Source organism: Pseudomonas sp. Nvir (assembly GCF_963778085.1).
In the GTDB taxonomy this organism is placed as follows: Bacteria; Pseudomonadota; Gammaproteobacteria; order Pseudomonadales; family Pseudomonadaceae; genus Aquipseudomonas; species Aquipseudomonas juntendi.
Map to the genome: position 1 here is coordinate 5,447,954 of NZ_OY970405.1, position 25,949 is coordinate 5,473,902.

The window sequence follows — 25,949 nt, forward strand, 5'->3', positions numbered from 1 at the left end:
TCAATTGGTAATTTCATGGCCACTGCGCACCACGCGCTTGGGCAGGTCGCCGCCGAGCCAGTACGCCAGGTCGGCGGGGCGCTCGACCTGCCAGGCGACGAAATCGGCCACCTTGCCAACTTCCAGCGAGCCGTGGCTGTCACCCAGGCCCAGCGCGGTGGCGGCATGCACCGTGACGCCGGCCAGGGCTTCTTCCGGCGTCATACGGAAGCACGTGCAGCCCATGTTCAGCATCAACCGCAGCGACAACCCGGGCGAGGTACCCGGGTTGAGGTCGCTGGCAAGGGCGATCTTCACCCCATGGCGGCGCAAGGCGTCCATCGGCGGCAGTTGGGTTTCGCGCAAAAAATAGAAAGCGCCCGGCAGCAGCACCGCGACCGTGCCCGCCTTGGCCATGGCGATGGCGTCTTCTTCAGTCATGAATTCCAGGTGGTCGGCCGACAGCGCCTGGTAACGCGCAGCCAGGCTGGAGCCGTGTAGCGAAGACAACTGTTCGGCGTGCAGCTTGACCGGCACCCCCAACGCCCGCGCCTTGATGAACACCCGCTCGACCTGGGCCGGGGTGAACGCCAGGTGCTCGCAGAAGGCGTCCACTGCGTCCACCAGGCCTTCGCCGACCAGGCTTGGCAGCAGTTCGTCGCAGATGTGCGTGATGTAGTCGTCCGCCCGGCCGGCGTATTCCGGTGGCAAGGCGTGGGCAGCCAGGCAGGTGGCCCGCACCGTCAGTGGCAGGGCATCCGCCAGCCGCCTGGCCACGCGCAGCATCTTGCGTTCGTTGGCCAGGTCCAGGCCGTAGCCGGACTTGACCTCGAGGGTTGTCACGCCGTCGCGCATCAAGGCTTGAACCCGCTGGCGCGCACTGGCGAACAGCTCATCCTCGCTGGCCGCACGGGTGGCCCGCACGGTGCTGGCAATGCCCCCGCCCTGGGCGGCGATTTCGGCATAGCTGACGCCTTGCAGGCGCTGTTCGAACTCGCCACTGCGGTTGCCACCGAATACCGCGTGGGTATGGCAATCGATCAGCCCGGGGGTGACCCAGGCGCCGCCCAGGTCCACCGTGCGCTCGGCCTCGACCGGGCCCAGCCCGGCCCGCGGGCCGATCCATTCGATCAGCCCGGCGTGGGTGACGATGGCCGCATCTTCGATAAGCGAATAGCGGCCTTCGGCCATGGTTGCCGCATGGCAGTGCTGCCAGAGGGTTCTCATGCACAATCTCCTGTACTAGCGGTGTAGCTCGGCCGGCTCTGCAACTGGCTGGCCCTGCCCTGCCCGCGGCTTGCACCACAGCAGGTAGGACGCCACCAGGAACACCACCCAGACCACCCCGACGACCAACGCCGCCTGGGTGTCCGGGAAGTAACCGAGCACGCCAAAGATGAACACCATGAAGGCAATGGCCATGGCCGGGCCATAGGGCCAGAACGGTACCGGGAACTTCAGCTGGGCGACCTCTTCACGGCGCAGGCTCCGGCGCATGGCCACCTGGGTAACCAGGATCATCAGCCACACCCAGACGGTGGCGAAGGTGGCGATCGAGGCGATCAGCAGGAACACGTTCTCGGGGATAAGGTAGTTGAGCAGCACGCCCACCAGCAGTGCCGCCCCCATCACGACCACGGTCATCCACGGCACGCCGTGCCTGGACAACTTGCTGAAGCCGCGCGGCGCATGGCCTTGCTGGGCCAGGCCATACATCATGCGGCCGGCACCGAAGATGTCGCTGTTGATGGCCGAAATCGCCGCCGAGATCACCACCACGTTCAGCACCGCGGCCGCCGAACCGATACCCAGGTTGCTGAAGATCTGCACGAACGGGCTGCCCTGGCTACCGATCTGCGGCCATGGGTACAGGCACATCAGCACGAACAAGGTGAGCACATAGAACAGCAGGATGCGCAGCGGCACCGCGTTGATCGCCTTGGGGATCACGCGCTGTGGGTCTTTGGCCTCACCGGCCGTGACACCGATGATCTCGATGCCGCCAAAGGCGAACATCACCACGGCGAACGAGGCGATCAGGCCACCGACGCCATTGGGCATGAAGCCGCCATGGTCGAACAGGTTGCTCACGCCAATGGCATGCCCGCTGCCCACCTGGCTGAAGCCGAAGGCCATGATGCCCAGGCCGGCCAGGATCATCGCCACGATGGCGCCGACCTTGAGCAACGACAGCCAGAACTCCATTTCGCCAAAGACCTTGACGTTGCACAGGTTCAGGCCGCCAATCAGGAACACGATGCCCAGCACCCAGATCCAGCGGGCGACCTCGGGGAACCAGAACCCCATGTAGATGCCGAAGGCGGTCACGTCGGCAATGGCGACGATGACCATCTCGAAGGCGTAGGTCCAGCCGAGGATGAAGCCGGCCATGGGGCCGAGGTAGGTGGTGGCGTAGTGGCCGAACGAGCCGGCCACCGGGTTGTGCACGGCCATTTCGCCGAGGGCGCGCATGACCATGAACACGGCGGCGCCGCCGATCAGGTAGGCCAGCAACACGGCCGGGCCGGCCATCTGGATGGCCGAGGCAGAGCCGTAGAACAGCCCGGTGCCGATGGCCGAACCGAGGGCCATGAAACGGATGTGGCGGGCGCTTAGCCCACGCTTGAGACCTTGAGCTTGTTGCATGTCACGTCCTTGAATTGTTTTTGTGGTCGTGAGGTCGAGAGGGGGCTGCCTTGCAGCCAGATCGCCGGCAAGCCAGCCCCCTCACTGTGGGAGCCGGCTTGCCGGCGAGTGGGCCGCATGGCGGCCCCAGGGGCATTACAGGCTTGGCAGCACACCGGCCGGCAGCAAACCGGTCAGGCTCCCCTTGGCCAGCAGTTCCACGGCCTTCTCGATGTCTGGCGCAAAGAAACGGTCACGGTCATAGTGCGGCACTTCGCTGCGCAGCGCCTGGCGCGCCTGCTCCAGCTTGGTGGAGGTCTTCAGGCCTTTGCGCAGGTCGAGGCCCTGGCAGGCACCCAGCCATTCGATGGCCAGGACGCCTCGGGTATTCTCGGCCATTTCCCACAGGCGCTTGCCGGCAGCCGGGGCCATCGAAACGTGGTCTTCCTGGTTCGCCGAGGTGGGCAGGCTGTCGACGCTGTGCGGGTGGGACAGGGCCTTGTTCTCGCTGGCCAGCGCAGCAGCGGTCACCTGGGCAATCATGAAGCCGGAGTTGACCCCGCCGTTTTCCACCAGGAACGGCGGCAGCTGGGACATGTGCTTGTCCATCATCAGCGAGATGCGGCGCTCGCTGAGCGAGCCGATTTCGGCGATGGCCAGGGCAATGTTGTCGGCGGCCATGGCCACCGGCTCGGCGTGGAAGTTGCCGCCGGAAATCACGTCCCCTTCGGCAGCGAACACCAGCGGGTTGTCGGATACGGCGTTGGCTTCGACCCCCAGCACTTCGGCGGCCTGGCGCAACTGGGTCAGGCACGCACCCATGACCTGCGGCTGGCAGCGCAACGAATACGGGTCCTGCACCTTGTCGCAGTTCTTGTGCGACAGCGACACTTCGCTGGCGTCGCCCAGCAGGTCGCGGAAGCACGCCGCGGTGTCGATCTGGCCGCGCTGGCCCCGCACTTCGTGGATACGCGCATCGAATGGCGAACGCGAACCCAGCGCGGCTTCGACGCTCAGGCCACCGCAGGCAATGGCAGCGGCGTACAGGTCTTCACCCTGGAACAGGCCGCGCAGCGCATAGGCGGTGGAAGCCTGCGTGCCGTTGAGCAGGGCCAGGCCCTCCTTGGCGGCCAGGGTCAATGGCTCGAGGCCGGCCACCGCCAAGGCTTCGGTCGCTGACAGCCACTGACCCTTGTAGCGTGCCTTGCCTTCGCCCAGCAGCACCAGCGACATATGCGCCAAGGGGGCGAGGTCACCGGAAGCCCCGACCGACCCTTTCAGCGGGATGTGCGGGTAGACTTCGGCATTGACCAGGGCGATCAGCGCGTCGATGACCTTGCGGCGAATGCCGGAGAACCCGCGGCTGAGGCTGTTGATCTTCAGCACCATGATCAGCCGCACCAGGTCGTCATCCAGCGGCGCACCGACACCGGCAGCGTGGGACAGCACCAGCGAGCGTTGCAGGTTTTCCAGGTCGTGGCTGGCGATACGGGTCGACGCCAGCAGGCCAAAGCCGGTGTTGATCCCGTAGGCGGTGCGGTCTTCGGCAATGATCTGCTCAACGCAGGCCACACTGGCGTCAATGGCGGGCGCGGCGCTGGCATCCAGCTGCAAGCGCACGGGCGCGGCGTGAATGGCGCGCAGCTGGGCCAGGGTCAGGGTGCCTGGCTTGAGGGTGAATTCGGTCACTTTGCTACTCCAATCGCTTGGAGCCACAGGCCCGTCTGTGGTGCCTGTGCGCTCCTTCTTGTTGTTCAGTATCACCCCTGGCGGGGTGCGAGCCAAAGCCGGGGGTCAGCCCGTAATCATCGGCAGGTCCAGGCCCTGCTCCCTGGCGCAGTCGATGGCGATGTCGTAGCCGGCATCGGCGTGGCGCATGACACCGGTCCCCGGGTCGTTGGTCAGCACGCGGGCGATACGCTCGGCGGCTTCATCGGTACCGTCGCAAACGATGACCATGCCCGAGTGCTGCGAGAAGCCCATGCCTACGCCGCCACCGTGGTGCAGCGAGACCCAGGTGGCGCCGCCCGCGGTATTGAGCAAGGCGTTGAGCAGCGGCCAGTCGGAGACAGCGTCCGAGCCATCGCGCATGGCTTCGGTTTCGCGGTTGGGGCTGGCCACCGACCCGGAGTCCAGGTGGTCGCGGCCAATCACTACCGGCGCCGACAGCTCGCCGCTGCGGACCATTTCGTTGAACGCCAGGCCCAGCTTGGCACGCAGCCCCAGGCCAACCCAGCAGATACGCGCCGGCAAGCCCTGGAAGCTGATGCGCTCGCGGGCCATGTCCAGCCAGCGGTGCAGGTGGGCGTCGTCGGGGATCAGCTCCTTGACCTTGGCGTCGGTCTTGTAGATGTCGTCGGCCTCACCGGACAGCGCCGCCCAGCGGAACGGGCCAACGCCGCGGCAGAACAACGGGCGGATGTAAGCGGGTACGAAACCTGGGAAGTCGAAGGCGTTCGCGACGCCTTCTTCCTTGGCCATCTGGCGGATGTTGTTGCCGTAGTCGAACGTCGGGATGCCCTGCTTCTGGAAGTCGAGCATGGCCTGCACGTGCACGGCCATCGACTGCTTGGCGGCCTTGACCACTGCCGCAGGTTCGGTCTGCGCGCGGTCGCGGTACTGTTCCCAGGTCCAGCCGGCGGGCAGGTAACCGTTGAGTGGGTCGTGGGCGCTGGTCTGGTCGGTGACCATGTCCGGGCGCACGCCGCGCTTGACCAGTTCGGGCAGGATTTCCGCGGCGTTGCCGTGCAGGGCGATGGAGATTGCCTGGCCTTCGGCGGTGTACCTGGCGATGCGTGCCAGGGCGTCGTCGAGGTCGGTGGCCTGTTCATCCACGTAGCGGGTACGCAGACGGAAATCGATGCGGCTCTGCTGACATTCGATGTTCAGCGAGCAGGCGCCCGCCAGCGTCGCGGCCAGAGGCTGCGCACCGCCCATGCCGCCCAGACCGGCGGTTAACACCCAGCGCCCTTTCAGGCTGCCCTGATAGTGCTGGCGACCGGCTTCGACGAAGGTTTCATAGGTGCCCTGCACAATGCCCTGGCTACCGATGTAGATCCAGCTGCCGGCGGTCATCTGGCCGTACATCGCCAGCCCTTTGGCATCCAGCTCGTTGAAGTGCTCCCAACTGGCCCAGTGCGGCACCAGGTTGGAGTTGGCGATCAATACACGCGGGGCGTTGCTGTGGGTCTTGAACACCCCGACCGGCTTGCCCGATTGCACCAGCAGGGTTTCGTCGTCTTCCAGGCGGGTCAGGGTTTCGACGATCTTGTCGTAGCATGCCCAGTTGCGCGCGGCGCGGCCGATGCCCCCATAAACCACCAGCTCCTTCGGGTTCTCCGCGACCTGCGGGTCGAGGTTGTTCATCAGCATGCGCAGTGGCGCTTCGGTCAGCCAGCTTTTGGCGGTGAGCTTGTTGCCACGTGGGGCACGGATTTCAACGTCACGGTATTTATTGTTGTCGGTCACGGGAAGGGTCCTCTGCGGTCGAGCGCGGGCGGGTATGTCGTGGATAATATACAAACACACCTTTACTTGTATGTACAAGCATGGACAACCAAAATAATCGGAACGGTCCGTTGAATGGATCGGACAACAAAGGGGCCGCTGCGCGACCCAATCGCCGGCAAGCCAGCTCCCACAGGTGAACCTAGCCTTCGAGACTTGTGGCATACCTGTGGGAGATTCTATGGTTTCTGGCAAGGGTAGCCGCTGCATCTTCAGTGCCTGTGGGATCGAGCGCCGCCCGCGCGGCGCATCGCGAGCTGCGCTCGCTCCTACGTTTGTTTCGGGCCAGTAACCCCTGTGCCAGATGCGCGCGGCCGCCTTGTTTGTACGGCGCAATATTGAGGCATGCGCCAAGGCGTTCGCGCGCAAATCCCACAGGAATAATTGGCCCGAAACAAACGTAGGAGCGAGCGCAGCTCGCGATGCGCCGCGCGGGCGGCGCTCGCTCTAACAGGCGCTGCATACCTTGTGGCAAACACCTGTCAGCCCTGATGCGATCCCCGTGGGAGCTGGCTTGCCGGCGATTGGGCTGCAACGCAGCCCCGGCTATCTCAAGTTGGAATGAGTTCGATCAGGCAGCACCGCCCCTGCACATCCAGCTCCAGCAACGCTTCGTTGTCCTCCAGCCGCAGGCAGTCATACAACCCCAGCCGTTGCGCCTCACGCCCAGCCAAGGCCACCTCGACCTGATTACAGGCCGCAAACAGCAACACCGTCGACGCCGAGGTGTACATTCGCTGGGTACCGTCCAGCCACTGCAACCGCGCCCGGTAACGCTGCGGCGCATAGATCAGGTTGAAATCCCGAATCGCACCGCCCAGCAACCTGCAACTGACCTGGCTCTCGCCACTGAAGGCAAATGCATCGCAGGCCAGCAATGGCCGGCTGGCCTGGCCGTCCACCACCAGGCGCATGCCGTCGCCCTGCAGCACAGTGATGATCCGCTGGTAACCGGCAAACGTGGAAAAGCCGCCCGAGTCCTCGATATCGGCGATCGACAGGCGCCAGCCGAAGCCGTCCAGGCCTTCGCCGCTGTCGCGGGTGATTTCTTCAGTGAAACCGCCACCGTTCTTCCATGGCATGCGCGGGTAATCCTGCGCGCGCAACACCTGCAACTGGCTCATTTGCTGAAACGCCCCTCCAGGCGATGACGGGATCCGGGGTGGATCAACCGCGCGGCAGTCACCGGCTGGCGGCCCGACCAGGTGCGGCGCCGAATCAGCAGGCAAGGCTCGCCCCGCTCGATCTGCAACAGCCGGCATTCCTCCGGCTCGGCGAGGATCGCCTCGACCACGTGCTCGCCTTCGGTCAACGGCGCCACCTGGGACAGGTAGGCGTAGGGCGTCTGCCGGGTGAAATCCTGCTTGAGGTAGTCGGGGGCGATCGCCGCATTGACGTAACGGTCCTCGATCTGCACCGGCACGCCGTTCTCGAAATGCACGATCAGCGAATGAAACACCCGCTGGCCCTCGCGCATGTCCAGGGCCAAGGCGCGCTCCGAGCCGGCCGCTTCCTCGGTGAGGGTGATGACCTGACACGTATGCTTGTGGCCACGGGCGGCAATTTCGTCGGCGATGTTGTTCACCTCGAACAGCGCCGACCGACCTTTGGGCTCAGCCACGAAAGTGCCCACCCCTTGCATGCGCACCAGCAGGCCTTCGGCCGTGAGTTCACGCAGGGCGCGGTTGATGGTCATGCGGCTGAAGCCGAGCTCGTTGACCAGCTCGCTCTCCGAGGGGACCCGGTGATGCGGCGGCCAGCTGCCGTTGTCGATCTGCTGGACGATCATCTGTTTGACCCGCGCATACAGCGGCGCCGGGCCCTCGCCCATCTGGGCAACCAGCGCGGAGACAGGAGGTGTCGGCACGGCGTTGGATCCTTGTGCGAATTTAATGGGCTGTAGCTTGCCGCAGTTTACCCGGCAGGCAAACGCCTGTATATGTATATACAAGCTAACAATTACAGGATTCGCACCATGCCCGCCTACTTCGCCGAACGTGCCCTGCTGCCCAGCGGCTGGGCCCGCCATGTCCGCATCGAGGTCGCCGGCGATGGCTACGTGGCCAGTATCGAGCCAGGGGCTGCGCCCGAGGGTGCCGAACGGCTCGCCGGGCCCTTGGTCCCCGGCATGCCCAACCTGCACTCGCATGCCTTTCAGCGCGCCATGGCGGGGCTGGCCGAGGTTGCTGGCAACCCCAACGACAGCTTCTGGACCTGGCGCGACCTGATGTACCGGCTGGTCGGCCAGATCAGCCCAGAACAACTGCAGGTCATTGCCCGGCAGCTGTACATCGAGATGCTCAAGGCCGGCTACACCGCGGTCGCCGAGTTTCACTATGTGCACCATGACCAGGCCGGCAAGCCCTACGCCGACCCCGCCGAGTTATCCCGCCGCATCAGTGCGGCCGCCGCTGACAGTGGTATCGGCCTGACCTTGTTGCCGGTGCTGTACAGCCATGCCGGGTTCGGTGGCCTGGCGCCGAACCACGGCCAGCGGCGCTTCATCAATACCACCGACCAATACCTGCAACTGCAGGCGCAGCTGGCCCCCGCGCTGGCCACACAGCCCGCGCAGCGCCTGGGCCTGTGCTTCCACTCGCTACGGGCGGTGGCGCCAGCGCAGCTCGCCGAAGTGCTGGCGGCCAGTGACACGCAAGCACCGGTGCATATCCATATCGCCGAGCAGCAGAAGGAAGTCGACGACTGCCTGGCTTGGAGCGGCCTGCGGCCCCTGCAGTGGCTGTATGAGCATGTCGACGTCGACCGGCGCTGGTGCCTGGTACACGCCACCCACGCAGCTCCCGACGAGGTCGCAGCCATGGCCCGCAGCGGCGCGGTGGCAGGCCTGTGCCTGACCACTGAAGCCAACCTGGGCGACGGGATTTTCCCGGCCGTGGAGTTCCTGGCCCAGGGCGGGCGCATGGGCATTGGTTCAGACAGCCATGTATCGCTGAGCGTGGTCGAGGAATTACGCTGGCTGGAATATGGCCAGCGGCTGCGTGACCAGCGCCGCAACCGCCTGTATCGGGGTGATCAGCCAATGGTCGGGCGCACCCTGTATGACGCCGCGCTGGCGGGCGGCGCCCAGGCGCTGGGGCAGCCAATCGGCGCGCTGGCCGTGGGCAAACGTGCCGACTGGCTGGTGCTCGACGGGCAGGACCCTTACCTGGCGATTGCCGAGGATGATGCCATCCTCAACCGCTGGCTGTTTGCCGGCGGCGATCGCCAGGTGCGCGATGTGATGGTGAATGGGCAGTGGGTAGTGCGCCAGGGGCGGCATGCACAGGAGGAACAAAGCCGGGTGGCATTTGCCGAGGTACTGCGGCAGTTGCTGGGGTAATGCAGGGCCATCACCAAGCTTGAGAACTGTGTAGTACCTGTGGGAGCGGGCGTGTCGAGGCGTCGAACCGCCGCGAACAATACACCGCGGTGGCTGGCACCGGCTACGCCGGTGTTCGCGGCGGTTCGACGCCTCGACACGCCCGCTCCCACAAGGACCCTACTAAATCAGTAAGTTATGTAGTGTTCTATGAGAGATGGCTTGCCGGCGATAAGGCCGGCAATGCTGCCATCAATGCATCTTGACGATCTGCTGGTCGGAAGCGCGCCAGATCAAGCGGCTGGTGTCATAGCCCTGCTGACGGGCCTTGGCCAGCAGGCTCTCGCGCTGCCAGGCCGGCAGGGTCGGCGTGCGTGACAGGATCCACAGGTACTTGCGGTCCGGGCTGCCAACGATGGCGGTGCGGTAGTGTTCGTCAACGTACAGAATCCAGTATTCACCCCGCGCCACGCCCGGCACCAGCTTGGTGAACCAGTTATCGAACTCGACCCACAATTTATCGGTATGGCCCGGCTCCTGGATATTGGCATGCCCCTCAGCGCGCAACCATTCGTCACCCATGGTGCGGCAACGGTTGAGTACCCCGTAGCTGCCATCGGGCTTGAGGTTGTAATGGGCCTCGGACTGTTCGCAGCCCTCCTGGAAGCGCATGGGCAGGCGTGCCAGCTCGTACCATTTGCCCTGGTAACGCTTGAGGTCTACGTTGCCGGCGGTTTTCGGCGCCAGCGGGTCATGCACAGAGCCTGCGCAACCGCCCAGCAGCACCGCCAGGCATACCGCCATCAGCAGGTACACACGCCTCATTTGAGGCCCTGCCCTGAGTACATCAACACTTTGTCAGCCGCATACTGCACGCTGATGAAGCTCTTCTCGTCCCCCCAGGTGCAGCTGCTCATGCCCAACGCGCCGGAACATTCGGTCGGCGTGCCGAGCAGCTGCTCGACCTCGGCCTTGCTCATACCGGCCTTGATCTTGGAATAGTTTTCCTGGTTGATCTTGCTGCAGGCAGTCAGCACGACGCACAGCGACAACAGGGCGAGGGAACGCAACGACATTGAAGGACACTCCTGGGAAAATGAGACAGGCGAGTGGCCTGCAGTGACCTTCGACGTGAAAATCCCTCCTTTGTTCCCTGCCCTGCCCCCTGTACCCCTACACCATTGGTCGGATGGCCACTACTGTGCGATTAATCACAAAGCATTAGTTAACGGCCAATAAAAAAGCCGCCCCTTGTAGGGGCGGCCTTGTGTGGCGATGGCCTGCGCAGCAGGGCCCTGCAATCTCAGAACCTGGACCCGGGCTCCAGCAGGAAGTCCATCTCTTCGCTGGTGCTCGGGCGATCCAGCACCAGGTTGCGGTGCGGGAAGCGACCGAACCGGGCGATCACCCGCTGGTGCTGCTCGGCGTAGTCGAGGAAGCCTTCGAACAACCGGCGGCTGGCCTCGGGCTGTTCGCCCAGCAGCACCTGAAAGCGCTCGACGCACAGGTTTTGCCAGTCCAGCACCTCGGCGTGCTCCAGCACCACCAGCACGAATACCCGCTGGATCGGCAGCAGCTGGTAGTCCCAGCCCTTCTGCAGGCCCTGCATGGCCACCACCTGGGCACGCCGGTCACCCTCGAAGGCGCGCGGCGTGTCGCGGTAGATCATGCGTGGCAGCTGGTCGAGCAGCAGCAGCAGGCCCAACCAGCCCTGCGGGCTTTGCTGCCACTCGTCGAGCCCGCCGGCCAGGGCGTGCTCCACCAGTTCACCGAACTGCGCATGGGCCTCGGCATCGTGGTGCTTGCCGAACCACAGCGTGCTCTTCTCGTCAGCCACGGCCTGGGCACTGGTGCCCCAACCGAACCACCATTCCAGCAACGGCTGCCAAGGTGCGAGCATGACTTACTCCTTGTGGTAGGCGGTAACGCGCTCGACCTCTTCTTTCGAGCCAAGAATGACCGACACACGCTGGTGCAGGCTTTCTGGCTTGATGTCGAGGATGCGATCGTAACCATTGGTAGAAGCGCCACCGGCCTGTTCGATGATGAACGACATCGGGTTGGCTTCGTACATCAGGCGCAGCTTGCCCGGCTTGCTTGGCTCGCGGGCGTCACGTGGGTACATGAACAGGCCGCCACGGGTCAGGATGCGGTGCACGTCGGCCACCATCGAGGCGATCCAGCGCATGTTGTAGTTCTTTTTCAGCGGGCCGGTCTCGCCTGCCAGCAACTCGCCGACGTAGCGCTGCACCGGGGCTTCCCAGTGACGCTGGTTGGACATGTTGATGGCGAACTCGGCGGTGGTTTCCGGCACGCGGATGTTCTCGTGGGTAAGCACGAAGCTGCCCAGCTCGCGGTCCAGGGTGAAGCCCTTCACGCCGTTGCCCAGGGTGAGGATGAGCATGGTCTGCGGGCCGTAGATGGCGTAGCCGGCAGCCACCTGCTGGGTGCCTGGCTGCAGGAAGGCGTTTTCGTTCAGGGTTTCGTTCTGGCTCAGGTACTCGTTAGGGCAACGCAGTACCGAGAAGATGGTGCCGACCGACACGTTGACGTCGATGTTCGACGAACCGTCCAGTGGGTCGAAGACCAGCAGGTAGGCGCCTTTGGGGTACTTGCCCGGAATCTGGTAGGCGTTGTCCATTTCTTCCGAGGCCATGCCGGCAAGGTGGCCGCCCCACTCGTTGGCCTCCAGCAGGATATCGTTGGAAATCACGTCCAGTTTCTTCTGGACTTCGCCCTGCACGTTTTCCGTGCCCATGCTGCCCAGCACACCGCCGAGGGCGCCCTTGGACACGTGATGGCTGATTTCCTTGCACGCACGCGCCACCACTTCGATCAGGAAGCGCAGATCGGCAGGGGTATTGTTGCTGCGGGTCTGCTCAATCAGATAGCGACTCAGGGTAACGCGGGACATGTATGGCTCCGAAAGGATGGGGGAGATGAAAAACCCCCGCAGTTTACAGGGAGAGTTGCAGGCTAGCGAGTGATGAGACTCGCCACGGCACTCTGACGGCACAATAGGTCGGTAGTTCAGCGTGTGCCAGGCCGGTGGTCGGCGCCCGCCTTCTTCACGAGCGAGCCCGTGAAGCAGGCGGTGCAGGCACCTTCAATCCAGCGCCTTCCAGATCTGCGTAGCATATTCGCGAATGGTCCGGTCCGACGAGAACCAGCCCATCCGCGCCGTGTTCAGCACCGCCATGCGCCACCATTGCTCCGGCGTGTGCCACAAGTCCTCGACGCGCTGCTGGGCATCCCAGTAGGCATCGAAATCGGCACATACCAGGAAGCGGTCATACGCCACCAGCCCATCGATCAAGCCGGTGTAGCGCGAAGGGTCGTCCGGCGAGAACACACCGCTGCGAATCGCCTGCAGTACGTCGTTGAGGCGGTTGGACGCAGCAATCGCCGCCGTGGCGCCAAAATCACCCGCCCGCTTGCGCGCCTCGACCTGCTGGGCGGTCAGGCCGAATATGAACATGTTGTGGGCACCGACCTGCTCGCACATTTCCACGTTGGCCCCATCCAGGGTACCGATGGTCAGTGCGCCGTTCAGGCCGAACTTCATGTTGCTGGTACCCGAGGCTTCGTAACCGGCCGTGGAAATCTGCTCGGAGAGGTCCGCAGCCGGAATGATGCTCTCGGCCAGGCTGACGTTGTAGTTGGGCAGGAACACCACCTTCAACTGGCCACGCACGGTCGGGTCGTTGTTCACCACCCGGGCGATGTCGTTGGTCAGCTTGATGATCAGCTTGGCCTGGTGGTAGCTGGCCGCCGCCTTGCCGGCGAAAATCTTCACCCGCGGCACCCAATTGGTGCCAGGGTCGTTGCGCATGGCCTGGTACAGGGCCACGGTATGCAGCAGGTTGAGCAACTGGCGCTTGTACTCGTGAATACGCTTGACCTGCACGTCGAACAGCGCTTCGGGGTTGACCGTTACGCCAACGCGGTCCTGGATGATGCTGGCCAGGGCACGCTTGCTGTGCAGGCGCTGAGCCGCGAACTGCTTGCGGAAACCCGCCTTGTCGGCGAACGGCACCAAACCGGCCAGGCGCCCCTCCGGGTCGTCCTTGAGCTCCGGCCCCAGCGCCTCCACCAGCATGTCGGTGAGTTGCGGGTTGGACTGGTACAACCAGCGGCGGAAGGTAATGCCGTTGGTCTTGTTGTTGATACGCTGCGGATACAACTTGTGCAGTTCGGCGAACACCGTGCTCTTCATCAGCTGGCTGTGCAACGCCGAAACGCCGTTGACGCTGTGCGAGCCGAGGAATGCCAGGTTGCCCATGCGAACTCGGCGGCCGTTGTCTTCCTCGATCAGCGACACCGCCCGCAGCACGTCGAAGTCGTGCAGGCCTTTGGCACGCAGGCTGTCGATATGGTACGCGTTGATCAGGTAGATGATCTGCATGTGCCGCGGCAGCATGCGCTCCATCAACGCCACCGGCCAGGTTTCCAGCGCTTCGGGCAACAGGGTGTGGTTGGTGTAGGCCAAGGTGCCGACGGTCAGCTCCCAGGCCTTGTCCCATGGGATTTCGTGCTGGTCCACCAGCAAGCGCATCAGCTCCGCCACGGCAATGGACGGGTGCGTGTCGTTGAGCTGGATGGCGGCCGCATCGGGCAGGTTGAGCAGCGAGGCATGCTGGTTCAGGTGGCGGCGCAGCAAGTCCTGCAGTGATGCCGATACGAAGAAATACTCCTGGCGCAGGCGCAGTTCCTGCCCGGCCTCGGTACTGTCCGCCGGGTACAGCACCCGCGAAATGCTCTCGGCACGTGCCACCTCGGCCACTGCGCCCAGGTGGTCACCGGCGTTGAAACGCTCCAGGTGCAGCTCTTCCAGCGCCCGTGCCCGCCACAGGCGCAGAGTGTTGACGCTCGAACCCCGCCAGCCGACCACCGGCGTGTCGTACGCTACCGCACGCACGGTCTCGCCAGGTGACCACACCTGGCGTTGGTTGCCATGGTTGTCGTGCACCGTTTCGACGCTACCGCCAAAGCTGATCGGGTAGATCACTTCGGCCCGCTCGAACTCCCACGGGTTGCCGAAGTCCAGCCAGTTCTCGGTCTGCTCCTGCTGCCAACCATCGACCAGTGCCTGGCGGAACAAGCCATGCTCGTAGCGGATACCGTAGCCATGGGCGGCAATGCCCAGGGTCGACATGCTTTCCATGAAGCAGGCGGCTAGACGCCCCAGGCCACCGTTGCCCAGTGCGGCATCGGGCTCCAGCAGGCGGATGCGCTCCAGGTCCACGTCCAGGTCTTGCAGGGCCTCTCGGGCGATGTCCAGCAAGCCCAGGTTGCTCAGGCTGTCGTAGAGCAGGCGGCCAATCAGAAACTCCAGGGAAAGGTAGTAGACCCGTTTCTGGCTACGCCGGTAGGCCTGGCGGGTGTGGTCCATCCAGTGGTCGACCATGTGATCGCGCGCGGCCAGGGCGATGGCTTCGAACCAGTCATGGTCGAAGGCGTGCTCCGGGTCCTTGCCAACCGCATAGGTCAGCTTGTTCAGTACGGCAGCGCGAAAATCCGCGACTTCGGCGTCACGAGCTTCAGGTTCCTGGGACATGGGGCATCCTCGGGCAAGTTGACGAAAGCGGAGGGAGAATGTTCAGACTAGACCCTTCGACAGGGAGAGACAGTTACGGTTCGCAGTTTTCATGCCGACTTGGTGATTCCGGCAAAAGGTTGTTCATAAATTGAACAATTCCGGTATCATCGCGCGCCCCAAGACCGTGATCCGCCCCTGATAAAGATGAAAACGACCCTGATCGCCGCAGCCGAAGTCGACCGCCTGGAGACCTGGCAGCGCTACACCAGCAACATGTGCCATGGCTGCCATTCGACCTGCTGCACCCTGCCGGTAGAGGTGAAGATCAAGGATCTGATCCGCATCGGCGTAGTCGATGAATTCGAGAAAGACGAACCGCCGAAGAACGTGGCCAAGCGTTTGCAGAAAGAAGGCATCATCGAGCGCTTCAACCAGAAGTCAGGCATCTTCACCCTGACCCGGATGAGCAACGACGACTGCATGTATCTGGATCGCAAAAGCCGCCTGTGCACCATTTATGACAAGCGCCCGGACACCTGCCGCAACCACCCCAAGGTTGGCCCCCGGCCGGGGTATTGTGCGTACAAGCCCAAGGTGGTCGGGCGCTAAGCGTTAGCCGTCAAGGGCCTCTTCGCGGGCTTGCCCGCGAAAAGGGCCAACGCAAATTCTGCAAGCATAAAAAAACGCCCCCGGCCTTTCGACCGGGGGCGCTTTTATTCAGCCTGAGCTAACTCAGTTCTTGGCTTTCTTGGCAGCGCGGGTACGCTCGCCTTCGTCCAGGATCTTCTTGCGCAGACGGATCGACTTAGGCGTGACTTCGCACAGCTCGTCGTCCTGGATGAATTCCAGGGCCTGTTCCAGGGTGTGGCGAACTGGCGGTACCAGGGCGATAACTTCGTCTTTGCCCGAAGCACGCATGTTGTCCAGCTTCTTGCCCTTGGTCGGGTTCACGCCCAGGTCGTTGTCACGGCTGTTCAGGCCGATGATCTGACCGTTGTAGATCTCCTGGCCGTGTTCAACGAACAGCTTGCCGCGAGCCTGCAGGGTTTCCAGCGAGTAGGTCAGTGCCTTGCCGGTTTCGACCGACACCAGAACACCGTTCAGGCGGCCAGACATCTGGCCCGACTTCATGGTGTCGTAGCGGTCGAAGATCGAGGTCAGGATGCCTGCACCGTTGGTCAGGGTCAGGAACTGGTTACGGAAGCCGATCAGACCACGGGCTGGAATGTTGTATTCCAGGCGAACACGGCCCTTGCCATCCGGCACCATGTTGGTCAGGTCACCCTTACGCAGGCCCATCTCTTCCATGACCTTGCCCTGGGATTCTTCAGGGATGTCGATGGTGACGTTCTCGAACGGTTCCTGCTTCACGCCGTCGACTTCGCGGATGATCACTTCAGGGCGGCCAACAGCCATCTCGAAGCCTTCACGACGCATGGTTTCGATCAGTACCGACAGGTGCAGCTCGCCACGGCCCGATACCTTGAACTTGTCAGGGGAATCGGTTTCCTGAACGCGCAGGGCCACGTTGTACAGCAGCTCCTTGTCCAGACGGTCCTTGATGTTGCGGCTGGTCACGAACTTGCCTTCTTTACCGCAGAATGGCGAGTCGTTGACCTGGAAGGTCATGGAAACGGTTGGCTCGTCAACGGTCAGCGGCTTCATCGCCTCTACCGCGTCTGGGGCGCACAGGGTGTCGGAGATGAACAGCTCGTCGAAACCGCTGATGCAGACGATGTCGCCAGCCTGAGCTTCTTCGACGTCGACGCGGTGCAGGCCGTGGTGGCCCATCAGTTTCAGGATACGGCCGTTACGCTTCTTGCCGTTGGTGTCGATGGCGACAACCGGGGTGTTCGGCTTGACGCGACCACGGGCGATACGACCAACGCCGATAACACCGAGGAAGCTGTTGTAGTCCAGTGCGGAGATCTGCATCTGGAACGGGCCGTCACGGTCAACAGACGGTGCTGGTACGTTGTCGACGATCGACTGGTACAGCGCAGTCATGTCTTCGCCCATGGCGGTGTGGTCCAGACCGGCGATGCCGTTCAGGGCCGAGGCGTAGACGACTTTGAAGTCCAGCTGTTCATCGGTGGCACCGAGGTTGTCGAACAGGTCGAAGATCTGGTCCAGAACCCAGTCCGGACGCGCGCCCGGGCGGTCGACCTTGTTGATCACGACGATGGGCTTCAGGCCGGCTTCGAAGGCCTTCTTGGTCACGAAGCGGGTTTGCGGCATCGGGCCGTCCTGGGCGTCGACCAGCAGCAGCACCGAGTCGACCATCGACATTACACGCTCGACCTCGCCACCGAAGTCGGCGTGGCCGGGGGTGTCGACGATGTTGATGTGGTAGCCGTTCCAGTTGATGGCGGTGTTCTTCGCCAGAATGGTAATACCGCGCTCTTTTTCCTGGTCGTTGGAGTCCATGACGCGCTCGTCGTTGAGCTCGTTACGCTCCAGGGTGCCGGACTGACGCAGGAGTTTGTCGACCAGGGTGGTTTTACCATGGTCAACGTGGGCGATGATGGCGATGTTACGCAGATTTTCGATCACAAGTGTATCTCGATCAGAGGATTCGGTTGCCGCCCAGTGTAGGCGGCGAATATGTACTGTTTAAGGCTCAGCGGGCCCGGCGGTCGGGAGGGCGATGGCGGATACTGCCGCCATACAGCCCCGGCGTCTTATGTCGGACGATAAACACGCACATTGGCATGTCCCTCACTGAGCAGGTGGTGTGCGTGCAAACGGCTCATCACACCCTTGTCGCAATACAGCAAGTACTGGCGCGTGGGGTCCAGGTGCTTGAACTTGCTGTTGATGGCATAGAACGGCATGGCCTGGACCTCGATACCTTCCAGTACCAGAGGCTGATCTTCCTGGGCGTCGGGGTGACGAATGTCGATGACGATCTGGCCTGGCAGCGCCTCGGCCACTTCCTCGATTTCGATGTCCTTGCCCAATTCATCAATCACGTGGTCGATGGAAATGAACTTGGCGCGCTCCAGGGCGCGCTCCAGCACGGCCATGTCGAACTGCTTTTCTTCGTGCTCCATGCGGTGGCGCTTGGCATGGGTGGTCGGGTTCACCGAGATCACGCCACAGTATTCCGGCATGTGCTTGGCGAAGTCGGCGGTGCCGATTTCGGTGGCCTGGTCGATGATGTCCTGCTTGTGCGTGGCCAGCAGCGGGCGCAGCACCAGCTTGTCGGTGGCCGAGTCGATGATCGACAGGTTCGGCAAGGTCTGGCTCGATACCTGGGAAATCGCCTCGCCGGTCACCAATGCGTCGATCTGCAGGCGGTCGGCCATATGCGCGGCGCCGCGCAGCATCATGCGCTTGAGGGTCACGCCCATGTAGCTGTTGTCGACCTTGTTGAGGATTTCGCCAACCACTTCCTCGAACGGCACGCTGATGAACAGCACGCGCTGGCTGCTGCCGTACTTCTTCCACAGGTAATGGGCCACTTCCATCACGCCCAGCTCGTGGGCACGGCCGCCAAGGTTGAAGAAGCAGAAATGGGTCATCAGGCCACGGCGCATCATCTGGTAGGCCGCCACGGTGGAGTCGAAGCCACCGGACATCAGCACCAGGGTCTGCTCCAGCGCACCGAGCGGGTAACCGCCAATGCCATTGTGCTGGTTGTGGATCACGTACAGGCGCTGGTTGCGGATTTCGATGCGCACCATCACCTCGGGGTTCTTCAGCGCGATGCCGGCAGCGCCGCATTGCTGGCGCAGCTGGCTGCCGACGTAACGGTCGACGTCCATCGAGGTGAAGTCATGGTGACCACCGCGCTTGCAGCGCACGGCGAAGTGCTTGCCGGCCAGCAGGTGGCCAAAATGGTGCTTGCACTTGGCGACGATATCGTCGAAGTCACCCAGCGGGTATTCCTCTACCTGCAGGAAATGGGTAATACCCGGGGTGCAGGTGAGGCGCTCGATCATCTCGCGCTGGACTTTCTCGTCTTCGACGCGGGTAACCACTTCGAGGTTGTCCCACACACCATCCACCGCAAGCTCAGGGTCGAGGTCCTTGAGCACGTTGCGGATATTCTTGCCGAGCTGGCGGATGAAGCGCTTGCGCACCGGCCGGCTCTTGATGGTGATTTCTGGGAAGACTTTGACGATGAGTTTCATTGGTTAACAGCGCGCGCAGGGCCTGCCGAAAATGAGGGGCGCGAATTATATCGGAAATTGCTCAGGATTTGACCAACTTTTGATCAGAAGCTTTGAGATAAATGTCAGCGCAGGATTTTTTGGTGCCCGTGAGACCGAGCGCCGCGCGGGCGGCGCTCGATCTCACAGGCGATGAAGCCCTCAAAGAAAGCACACCCTCCAGGTCGTGCACCATACCGGTGCACGAATATCAAAATCCGCATCTAAAAAGTGCACACTCCAAGCCGAGCCCCCCGCAAAATGCCTGCAAACGCCCCCTTTTATCCCGCCCTCGCCATTTTCGGGCACTGGCATGCAATTTGCTCCCTTGTGAGGCAGGTAAGCTTGGCCGACTATCCGCGCCCGGCAACACCCTTTTTCCAGGGCAGCGGCCCACCGCGCTCTAGACCATCCGGAGGACAACATGTCGAAGTCGGTTCAACTCATCAAAGATCATGACGTCAAGTGGATTGATCTGCGTTTCACGGACACCAAAGGTACTCAGCACCACGTGACCATGCCGGCGCGCGATGCGCTGGACGAAGACTTCTTCGAAGTCGGCAAGATGTTCGACGGTTCCTCCATCGCTGGCTGGAAAGGCATCGAAGCTTCCGACATGATCCTGATGCCGGTTGACGAAACCGCCGTTCTGGACCCGTTCACCGAAGAACCAACCCTGATCATCACCTGCGACATCGTCGACCCGTCGAGCATGCAGGGCTACGACCGCGACCCACGTGCCATCGCCAAGCGTGCCGAAGAGTACCTGAAGAGCACCGGCATCGGTGACACTGTCTTCGCCGGCCCGGAGCCAGAGTTCTTCATCTTCGACGAAGTCAAGTTCCAGTCGGACATCTCCGGCTCGATGTTCAAGATCTTCTCCGAGCAAGGCTCGTGGATGACCGGCGCTGACGTGGAAGGCGGCAACAAAGGCCACCGCCCAGGCGTGAAAGGCGGCTACTTCCCGGTTCCGCCGTTCGACCACGACCACGAAATCCGTACTGCCATGTGCAACGCACTGGAAGAAATGGGCCAGACCGTCGAAGTTCACCACCACGAAGTGGCAACTGCCGGCCAGAACGAAATCGGTGTCAAGTTCAACACCCTGGTGAAGAAGGCTGACGAAGTCCAGGCGCTGAAGTACGTTGTGCACAACGTTGCCGACGCCTACGGCCGTACCGCTACCTTCATGCCGAAGCCACTGTACGGCGACAACGGTTCGGGCATGCACGTGCACATGTCGATCTGGAAAGACGGCAAGAACACCTTCTCCGGCGAAGGCTATGCCGGCCTGTCCGACACCGCCCTGTATTTCATCGGCGGTATCATCAAGCACGGTAAGGCCCTGAACGGCTTCACCAACCCGTCGACCAACTCGTACAAGCGTCTGGTTCCAGGTTTCGAAGCCCCGGTGATGCTGGCCTACTCGGCGCGCAACCGTTCCGCTTCGATCCGTATTCCTTACGTTGGCAGCCCTAAAGCCCGCCGTATCGAAGCCCGCTTCCCGGACCCATCGGCCAACCCGTACCTGGCCTTCGCAGCACTGCTGATGGCTGGCCTGGACGGTATCCAGAACAAGATCCACCCAGGCGACGCGGCCGACAAGAACCTGTACGACCTGCCGCCAGAAGAAGCCAAGAACATCCCGCAAGTGTGCGGCAGCCTGAAAGAAGCTCTGGAAGAGCTGGATAAAGGCCGTGCGTTCCTCACCAAGGGCGGCGTGTTCTCCGACGACTTCATCGACGCCTTCATCGAGCTCAAGAGCGAAGAAGAAATCAAGGTCCGCACCTTCGTGCACCCGCTGGAATACGAGCTGTACTACAGCTGCTGATCTGATCGGCGCCCGGCGCCGGTGAGCTGATCAAACGGCCTCCCTCGGGAGGCCGTTTTCGTTTCTGCCGTCACTATTTTCGGAAGCGTCCTACCCCCGAGGATCAGGCAACACCGCCACACTCGGGCCTTCACCCTATGCTCTGGAGGTCTGTCATGCGTCATTTCCCCTTCGCCGCAGTGGCTGTATTGGCCCTGACCGGTTGCACCGCAGAAGCACCGCCGGATACGGCGTTATCCGCGCTGCTCGACAACATCGAACGTCGCCTGGCCCTGGCTGAAGCCGTGGCGCTGCACAAGTGGGACACTGGCCAGCCCGTGCAGGCAACGCTGCGCGAGCAACAAGTGCTGGCGAATGTCCGTGCTGCCGCACCTGGCCACGGACTGGCACCACAACGCGCCGAGGCGTTTTTCGCCGACCAGATGGAAGCCAACAAGTTGCTGCAATACACCCTGCTGTCCGACTGGCACCGCGAGGGCGCGGCGCCGCACACGCAACGCCGCGACTTGCAGACTGACATCCGCCCGCAACTGGATGACCTGCAGGGCACACTCCTGCAAAAGCTGGCAGCCTTCGACCGTGAGCCCGCGGCAGGCTGCAGCACACGGCTGGCCAAGGAACTGGCCGGCCGTTCCGCGCCCCAGCCACTGCACCAGGCCTTGGTTCGCGCCACCGGTCAATTGTGCGATAAATCCTGAAAGCTCTATGCTCCTTATTGGTGCATTCTTGCGGGCGACGCCCTTGAATGCACCCCAAAAAAGGTCACAAGAAACGTTAAACCAGAACATTCTGGTGCGAATCTGCGCGATTTCGGGTGCTCATCGGACAATTCCGCTTCTTTTCGGAGCTTTGGTTTGTTTCTTGCATTTTATGCACTGAAACTGGAATCAGCGGATTCACTGCGCCCCGGGTTCTGGCTGCACCCTGCCAGACAAGCGCCAAAAGAGGTCAACGACGCCTTATGACCATCAGCGATGCACAGCACCGTCTGCTTCTGGACAACCTGACCACCGCCACGCTATTGCTCAACGGTGAGCTGCGCCTGGAATACATGAACCCAGCTGCAGAAATGTTGCTGGCGGTCAGTGGCCAGCGCAGTCACGGGCAGTTCATCAGCGAACTGTTCACTGAATCGACCGAGGCGCTCAGCTCGTTGCGCCAGGCGGTCGAGCAGGCGCACCCGTTTACCAAACGCGAAGCACAACTGACGTCCCTGACCGGGCAGACGATCACGGTCGACTACGCGGTAACGCCAATCCTGCACCAGGGCCAGACCCTGCTGCTGCTGGAGGTGCACCCGCGCGACCGGCTGCTGCGCATCACCAAGGAAGAGGCGCAACTGAGCAAACAGGAAACCACCAAGATGCTGGTGCGGGGCCTGGCTCACGAAATCAAGAACCCCCTCGGGGGCATCCGCGGCGCCGCCCAGCTGCTGGCCCGCGAGCTGCCCGAAGACGGCCTGCGCGACTACACCAATGTGATCATCGAAGAGGCCGACCGCCTGCGCAACCTGGTCGACCGCATGCTGGGCTCGAACAAGCTGCCCTCGCTGGCCATGACCAACATCCATGAAGTACTGGAGCGGGTCTGCAGCCTGGTCGAAGCCGAAAGCCAGGGCTGCATCACATTGGTGCGCGACTACGACCCAAGCCTGCCGGATGTCCTGATCGACCGCGAACAGATGATCCAGGCCGTGCTCAATATCGTGCGCAACGCCATGCAGGCGATCAGTTCGCAGAACGAACTGCGCCTGGGCCGCATCACCTTGCGCAGCCGCGCCTTGCGCCAGTTCACCATCGGCCACGTGCGCCATCGCCTGGTGGCCCGGGTGGAGATCATCGACAACGGCCCGGGCATCCCGCTGGAACTGCAAGACACCCTCTTCTATCCCATGGTCAGCGGTCGCCCGGACGGTACCGGGCTCGGCCTGGCCATTACCCAGAACATCATCAGCCAGCACCAGGGCCTGATCGAGTGTGAAAGCCACGCAGGCCATACCGCCTTCTCGATCTACCTGCCTCTGGAACAAGGAGCCACCGCCTCATGAGCCGAAGTGAAACCGTATGGATCGTCGACGATGATCGCTCCATCCGCTGGGTCCTGGAAAAAGCCCTGCAACAGGAAGGCATGACCACCCAGAGCTTCGATAGCGCAGACGGTGTCATGGGCCGCCTGGCCCGCCAGCAGCCGGACGTGATCATTTCCGACATCCGCATGCCGGGGGCCAGCGGCCTCGACCTGCTGGCGCAGATTCGCGAGCAGCACCCACGCCTGCCGGTCATCATCATGACCGCCCATTCCGACCTGGACAGCGCCGTGGCATCGTACCAAGGCGGTGCTTTCGAGTACCTGCCCAAGCCGTTCGACGTGGACGAGGCGGTTTCGCTGGTCAAGCGGGCCAACCAGCACGCCCAGGAGCAGCAAGGGCTGGACGTGCCACAAAGCCTGGCGCGCACACCGGAGATCATCGGTGAAGCCCCGGCGATGCAGGAGGTGTTCCGCGCCATTGGCCGCCTCAGCCACTCCAACATCACCGTGCTGATCAATGGCGAGTCCGGTACCGGCAAAGAACTGGTAGCCCACGCCCTGCACCGCCACAGCCCGCGCGCAGCGGCACCGTTCATTGCCCTGAACATGGCCGCCATCCCCAAGGACCTGATGGAGTCCGAGCTGTTCGGCCACGAAAAAGGCGCTTTCACTGGCGCCGCCAACCTGCGCCGGGGCCGCTTCGAGCAGGCCGATGGCGGCACCCTGTTCCTCGACGAGATCGGCGACATGCCCGCCGAAACCCAGACTCGCCTGCTGCGGGTGCTGGCAGATGGCGAGTTCTACCGGGTCGGCGGCCACGTGCCGGTCAAGGTAGACGTGCGTATCATCGCCGCTACTCACCAGAACCTCGAGTCACTGGTGCAGGCTGGCAAGTTCCGCGAAGACTTGTTCCACCGCCTGAACGTGATTCGCATCCATATCCCGAGGTTGGCTGACCGGCGCGAAGACATCCCCGCACTCGCCCGCCATTTCCTTGCCCGTGCCGCTCAAGAGCTGGCGGTCGAGCCGAAGGTGCTCAAGCCGGAAACCGAGGAGTTCATCCGCAACCTGCCATGGCCGGGCAACGTGCGGCAGATGGAGAACACCTGCCGCTGGATCACCGTCATGGCCTCCAGCCGCGAGGTACTGATTGGTGACTTGCCGCCGGAGTTGCTGAACCTGCCCCAGGACGCTGCCCCCGTGACCAACTGGGAGCAGGCGCTGCGCCAGTGGGCTGACCAGGCACTGGCGCGTGGGCAATCCAACCTGCTGGACAGCGCGGTGCCAAGCTTTGAGCGGATCATGATCGAGACCGCCCTCAAGCACACCGCCGGCCGGCGCCGCGATGCGGCGCTGTTGCTGGGCTGGGGCCGCAACACCCTGACCCGCAAGATCAAGGAACTAGGGATGAATGTGGCGGGTGGCGATGACGAGGAAGGTGACGAGCACTGAGCGCTAGGTTAACCCTCGAGATCTTTAGGGCTGCTGCGCAGCCCTTTCGCGACACAAGGCCGCTCCTACACGGACCATCTCTGCTTCCGGGCTGGTGGGTTACCTGCAGGAGCAACTGTCTTTCTCAAAATTTGAAAAGCTTGCGCTCCTACATCGATTGATGATGCCGGCCCGGCTCCGCAGGACTGCCGGCCACCCCCGCCCATTGTAAGCGGCCTTGTGCCGCGACAGGGCCGCAAAGCGGCCCCAGCTGTTTCAGCCTTCCGATGCACCGTTCCTGTGCCCGCTGCACCTCGCCAAGGCACAAACCCCCTCAAAAACCGGCCGAATCCCCCTCAAAGCCCAGTATTTCCGGGTTTTGCAAAATTGGCACGCCCCCTGCAATAGCTAATACATACCCAGTTTCGGGGGCCCTGGTACAGGCAGGCCGGGTGAACCCCTCTTTTATTAGCAACACCGCCGTTTTTGGGGACCTCGGTACAGGCAGGCCGGGCCATCCCCCCTTTACACGCAGTACGCCGTAGCCCTTTTGGGGACCCTGGTACAGGCAGGCCGGGATATCCCCTCTTTTATTCCTGCAGGCTCACCTGCAGCCGCCAGCGCCCAGCGTCTTCTGCACCGGCCCATTGGCCGTGCAGGGGGCGCGCGGCCACCACCGTCAGCAACAACCCTTCCTGGCTGTTCTGCAGCCGCCAGCTTACCGGTTTGCCGTTCAGGCTCAATTGGCCCTGCCGGGCCGTGCCCTGGGCCTGGAACAGCACAGCCACCGTGCCTTGGACGTTCTCGGCATGCAGCTTGGGTTCTTCGTTGAACCACAGCGCCAGCCCATTCGACAACACCTCTACCTGCTGCAACTGGCGCTCTACAGGGGCGGTCAGGCGGCCGATCATCAGCCCCACCATTACCCCGACGATCGCCAGCGACAGCAGCATGCGCGGCAACGCCTTCGAACGCACATCCGGTTCGGGGGTAGAATGCCCGTCATCCTCTTGCTTGGAGCCGTGCATGTTTCACGTCATCCTTTTTCAACCAGAAATTCCGCCGAATACCGGCAATATCATTCGCCTGTGCGCCAACAGCGGCTGCCACCTGCACCTGATCGAACCCATCAGCTTCGAACTGGATGACAAGCGCCTGCGCCGCGCGGGGCTGGATTACCACGAGTATGCCACGCTCAAGCGCCACCAGAGCCTGGCCGAATGCCTGGAAAGCCTGGGCAACCCACGGCTGTTCGCCTTTACCACCAAAGGCTCGCACCCGTTCCACGAGGTCGCGTACCAGCCGGGTGACGCGTTCCTGTTCGGGCCGGAGAGCCGCGGGCTGCCGGCAGAAGTCCTCGACAGCCTGCCCGCCGAGCAACGCCTGCGCCTGCCCATGCGCCCAGGCTGCCGCAGCCTGAACCTGTCCAACACGGTGGCGGTGACGGTGTATGAGGCCTGGCGGCAGAACGGGTTTGCCGGGAGCTGATGTGTAAGCCTGCACTGGCCCTATCGCCGGCAAGCCGGCTCCCCCAGG

21 protein-coding genes are annotated in these 25,949 nt (G+C 63.0%); 7 read left to right on the plus strand and 14 right to left on the minus strand.

Features of this window, described 5'->3' with window-relative positions:
- From hutI to hutC, 6 genes are all read right to left on the minus strand, one after another.
- Positions 1 to 1,206: an imidazolonepropionase gene (gene hutI / locus AACG97_RS26065; RefSeq protein WP_029885411.1), complete on the minus strand. Its 1,206-nt coding sequence runs from the start codon at positions 1,204 to 1,206 to the stop codon at positions 1 to 3.
- A gap of 15 nt (positions 1,207 to 1,221) precedes the next feature.
- Positions 1,222 to 2,625, minus strand: coding sequence for an amino acid permease (locus AACG97_RS26070; RefSeq protein ID WP_125855078.1), 1,404 nt, complete (start codon positions 2,623 to 2,625; stop codon positions 1,222 to 1,224).
- 135 nt (positions 2,626 to 2,760) lie between these two features.
- Positions 2,761 to 4,293, minus strand: coding sequence for a histidine ammonia-lyase (hutH, locus tag AACG97_RS26075; RefSeq protein WP_225786360.1), 1,533 nt, complete (start codon positions 4,291 to 4,293; stop codon positions 2,761 to 2,763).
- A gap of 105 nt (positions 4,294 to 4,398) precedes the next feature.
- Positions 4,399 to 6,072 (minus strand): urocanate hydratase, encoded by a 1,674-nt coding sequence (hutU, locus tag AACG97_RS26080; RefSeq protein ID WP_338464251.1) that lies wholly within the window; start codon positions 6,070 to 6,072, stop codon positions 4,399 to 4,401.
- Between the two features lie 590 nt (positions 6,073 to 6,662).
- Complete coding sequence (locus tag AACG97_RS26085) at positions 6,663 to 7,235, minus strand: HutD/Ves family protein (protein WP_197886691.1); 573 nt, start codon at positions 7,233 to 7,235, stop codon at positions 6,663 to 6,665.
- Complete coding sequence (hutC, locus tag AACG97_RS26090; RefSeq protein WP_154211989.1) at positions 7,232 to 7,942, minus strand: histidine utilization repressor; 711 nt, start codon at positions 7,940 to 7,942, stop codon at positions 7,232 to 7,234. The genes AACG97_RS26085 and hutC overlap by 4 nt, the downstream gene beginning before the upstream one ends.
- Positions 7,943 to 8,086: 144 nt before the next feature.
- Between hutC and AACG97_RS26095 the strand changes: the two genes are divergently transcribed.
- Positions 8,087 to 9,451 (plus strand): formimidoylglutamate deiminase, encoded by a 1,365-nt coding sequence (locus AACG97_RS26095; RefSeq protein ID WP_110677587.1) that lies wholly within the window; start codon positions 8,087 to 8,089, stop codon positions 9,449 to 9,451.
- 231 nt (positions 9,452 to 9,682) lie between these two features.
- Here AACG97_RS26095 and AACG97_RS26100 read toward each other — a convergent pair whose 3' ends face one another.
- From AACG97_RS26100 to AACG97_RS26120, 5 genes are all read right to left on the minus strand, one after another.
- Complete coding sequence (locus AACG97_RS26100; RefSeq protein ID WP_033690008.1) at positions 9,683 to 10,255, minus strand: lipocalin family protein; 573 nt, start codon at positions 10,253 to 10,255, stop codon at positions 9,683 to 9,685.
- Positions 10,252 to 10,506, minus strand: coding sequence for an outer membrane protein assembly factor BamE domain-containing protein (gene bamE / locus AACG97_RS26105; protein WP_009681214.1), 255 nt, complete (start codon positions 10,504 to 10,506; stop codon positions 10,252 to 10,254). The genes AACG97_RS26100 and bamE overlap by 4 nt, the downstream gene beginning before the upstream one ends.
- 227 nt (positions 10,507 to 10,733) lie before the next feature.
- A complete protein-coding gene (locus AACG97_RS26110) occupies positions 10,734 to 11,330 on the minus strand; it encodes a DUF924 family protein (protein WP_009681215.1) in 597 nt (198 codons plus the stop codon).
- A gap of 3 nt (positions 11,331 to 11,333) precedes the next feature.
- Complete coding sequence (locus tag AACG97_RS26115; protein ID WP_009681216.1) at positions 11,334 to 12,344, minus strand: class 1 fructose-bisphosphatase; 1,011 nt, start codon at positions 12,342 to 12,344, stop codon at positions 11,334 to 11,336.
- Between the two features lie 192 nt (positions 12,345 to 12,536).
- Complete coding sequence (locus tag AACG97_RS26120) at positions 12,537 to 14,987, minus strand: glycogen/starch/alpha-glucan phosphorylase (protein WP_197886521.1); 2,451 nt, start codon at positions 14,985 to 14,987, stop codon at positions 12,537 to 12,539.
- 186 nt (positions 14,988 to 15,173) lie between these two features.
- Between AACG97_RS26120 and AACG97_RS26125 the strand changes: the two genes are divergently transcribed.
- The gene (locus AACG97_RS26125; RefSeq protein ID WP_003249225.1) at positions 15,174 to 15,578 is read left to right on the plus strand and encodes a YkgJ family cysteine cluster protein; all 405 of its coding nucleotides are present in this window, start codon (positions 15,174 to 15,176) and stop codon (positions 15,576 to 15,578) included.
- 123 nt (positions 15,579 to 15,701) lie between these two features.
- Here AACG97_RS26125 and typA read toward each other — a convergent pair whose 3' ends face one another.
- A complete protein-coding gene (gene typA, locus AACG97_RS26130) occupies positions 15,702 to 17,522 on the minus strand; it encodes a translational GTPase TypA (RefSeq protein ID WP_009681218.1) in 1,821 nt (606 codons plus the stop codon).
- Between the two features lie 128 nt (positions 17,523 to 17,650).
- Positions 17,651 to 19,105, minus strand: coding sequence for a tRNA uracil 4-sulfurtransferase ThiI (gene thiI / locus AACG97_RS26135; protein WP_009681219.1), 1,455 nt, complete (start codon positions 19,103 to 19,105; stop codon positions 17,651 to 17,653).
- 442 nt (positions 19,106 to 19,547) lie between these two features.
- Between thiI and glnA the strand changes: the two genes are divergently transcribed.
- The 4 genes from glnA to ntrC all read left to right on the plus strand — a co-directional run bounded on the left by glnA (position 19,548) and on the right by ntrC (position 24,434).
- On the plus strand, positions 19,548 to 20,954 hold the full coding sequence (gene glnA / locus AACG97_RS26140; protein ID WP_009685006.1) for a type I glutamate--ammonia ligase: 1,407 nt from the start codon (positions 19,548 to 19,550) through the stop codon (positions 20,952 to 20,954).
- Between the two features lie 155 nt (positions 20,955 to 21,109).
- Complete coding sequence (locus tag AACG97_RS26145; protein ID WP_029887412.1) at positions 21,110 to 21,652, plus strand: chorismate mutase; 543 nt, start codon at positions 21,110 to 21,112, stop codon at positions 21,650 to 21,652.
- A 263-nt stretch (positions 21,653 to 21,915) separates the two neighbouring features.
- A complete protein-coding gene (glnL, locus tag AACG97_RS26150; protein WP_009685004.1) occupies positions 21,916 to 23,001 on the plus strand; it encodes a nitrogen regulation protein NR(II) in 1,086 nt (361 codons plus the stop codon).
- Positions 22,998 to 24,434, plus strand: coding sequence for a nitrogen regulation protein NR(I) (ntrC, locus tag AACG97_RS26155; RefSeq protein ID WP_009685003.1), 1,437 nt, complete (start codon positions 22,998 to 23,000; stop codon positions 24,432 to 24,434). The genes glnL and ntrC overlap by 4 nt, the downstream gene beginning before the upstream one ends.
- 569 nt (positions 24,435 to 25,003) lie before the next feature.
- On the opposite strand, the gene AACG97_RS26160 is transcribed toward ntrC, so the two are convergent.
- Complete coding sequence (locus tag AACG97_RS26160) at positions 25,004 to 25,441, minus strand: hypothetical protein (RefSeq protein WP_009685002.1); 438 nt, start codon at positions 25,439 to 25,441, stop codon at positions 25,004 to 25,006.
- Here AACG97_RS26160 and trmL point away from each other — a divergent pair.
- Positions 25,440 to 25,901: a tRNA (uridine(34)/cytosine(34)/5-carboxymethylaminomethyluridine(34)-2'-O)-methyltransferase TrmL gene (trmL, locus tag AACG97_RS26165; RefSeq protein WP_009685001.1), complete on the plus strand. Its 462-nt coding sequence runs from the start codon at positions 25,440 to 25,442 to the stop codon at positions 25,899 to 25,901. The two genes, AACG97_RS26160 and trmL, sit on opposite strands and share 2 nt — an antisense overlap.
- Positions 25,902 to 25,949: the final 48 nt, after the last annotated feature.

Coding starts and splice junctions, on each gene's coding strand:
- thiI (WP_009681219.1), bottom strand. CDS start 19,105: ATGAAACTCATCGTCAAAGTCTTCCCAGAAATCACCATCAAGAGCCGG.
- hutC (WP_154211989.1), bottom strand. CDS start 7,942: ATGGGCGAGGGCCCGGCGCCGCTGTATGCGCGGGTCAAACAGATGATC.
- bamE (WP_009681214.1), bottom strand. CDS start 10,506: ATGTCGTTGCGTTCCCTCGCCCTGTTGTCGCTGTGCGTCGTGCTGACT.
- glnL (WP_009685004.1), top strand. CDS start 21,916: ATGACCATCAGCGATGCACAGCACCGTCTGCTTCTGGACAACCTGACC.
- trmL (WP_009685001.1), top strand. CDS start 25,440: ATGTTTCACGTCATCCTTTTTCAACCAGAAATTCCGCCGAATACCGGC.
- ntrC (WP_009685003.1), top strand. CDS start 22,998: ATGAGCCGAAGTGAAACCGTATGGATCGTCGACGATGATCGCTCCATC.
- AACG97_RS26145 (WP_029887412.1), top strand. CDS start 21,110: ATGCGTCATTTCCCCTTCGCCGCAGTGGCTGTATTGGCCCTGACCGGT.
- AACG97_RS26100 (WP_033690008.1), bottom strand. CDS start 10,255: ATGAGGCGTGTGTACCTGCTGATGGCGGTATGCCTGGCGGTGCTGCTG.
- AACG97_RS26125 (WP_003249225.1), top strand. CDS start 15,174: ATGAAAACGACCCTGATCGCCGCAGCCGAAGTCGACCGCCTGGAGACC.
- AACG97_RS26160 (WP_009685002.1), bottom strand. CDS start 25,441: ATGCACGGCTCCAAGCAAGAGGATGACGGGCATTCTACCCCCGAACCG.
- glnA (WP_009685006.1), top strand. CDS start 19,548: ATGTCGAAGTCGGTTCAACTCATCAAAGATCATGACGTCAAGTGGATT.
- AACG97_RS26095 (WP_110677587.1), top strand. CDS start 8,087: ATGCCCGCCTACTTCGCCGAACGTGCCCTGCTGCCCAGCGGCTGGGCC.
- AACG97_RS26115 (WP_009681216.1), bottom strand. CDS start 12,344: ATGTCCCGCGTTACCCTGAGTCGCTATCTGATTGAGCAGACCCGCAGC.
- hutI (WP_029885411.1), bottom strand. CDS start 1,206: ATGAGAACCCTCTGGCAGCACTGCCATGCGGCAACCATGGCCGAAGGC.
- AACG97_RS26110 (WP_009681215.1), bottom strand. CDS start 11,330: ATGCTCGCACCTTGGCAGCCGTTGCTGGAATGGTGGTTCGGTTGGGGC.
- AACG97_RS26070 (WP_125855078.1), bottom strand. CDS start 2,625: ATGCAACAAGCTCAAGGTCTCAAGCGTGGGCTAAGCGCCCGCCACATC.
- AACG97_RS26085 (WP_197886691.1), bottom strand. CDS start 7,235: ATGAGCCAGTTGCAGGTGTTGCGCGCGCAGGATTACCCGCGCATGCCA.
- AACG97_RS26120 (WP_197886521.1), bottom strand. CDS start 14,987: ATGTCCCAGGAACCTGAAGCTCGTGACGCCGAAGTCGCGGATTTTCGC.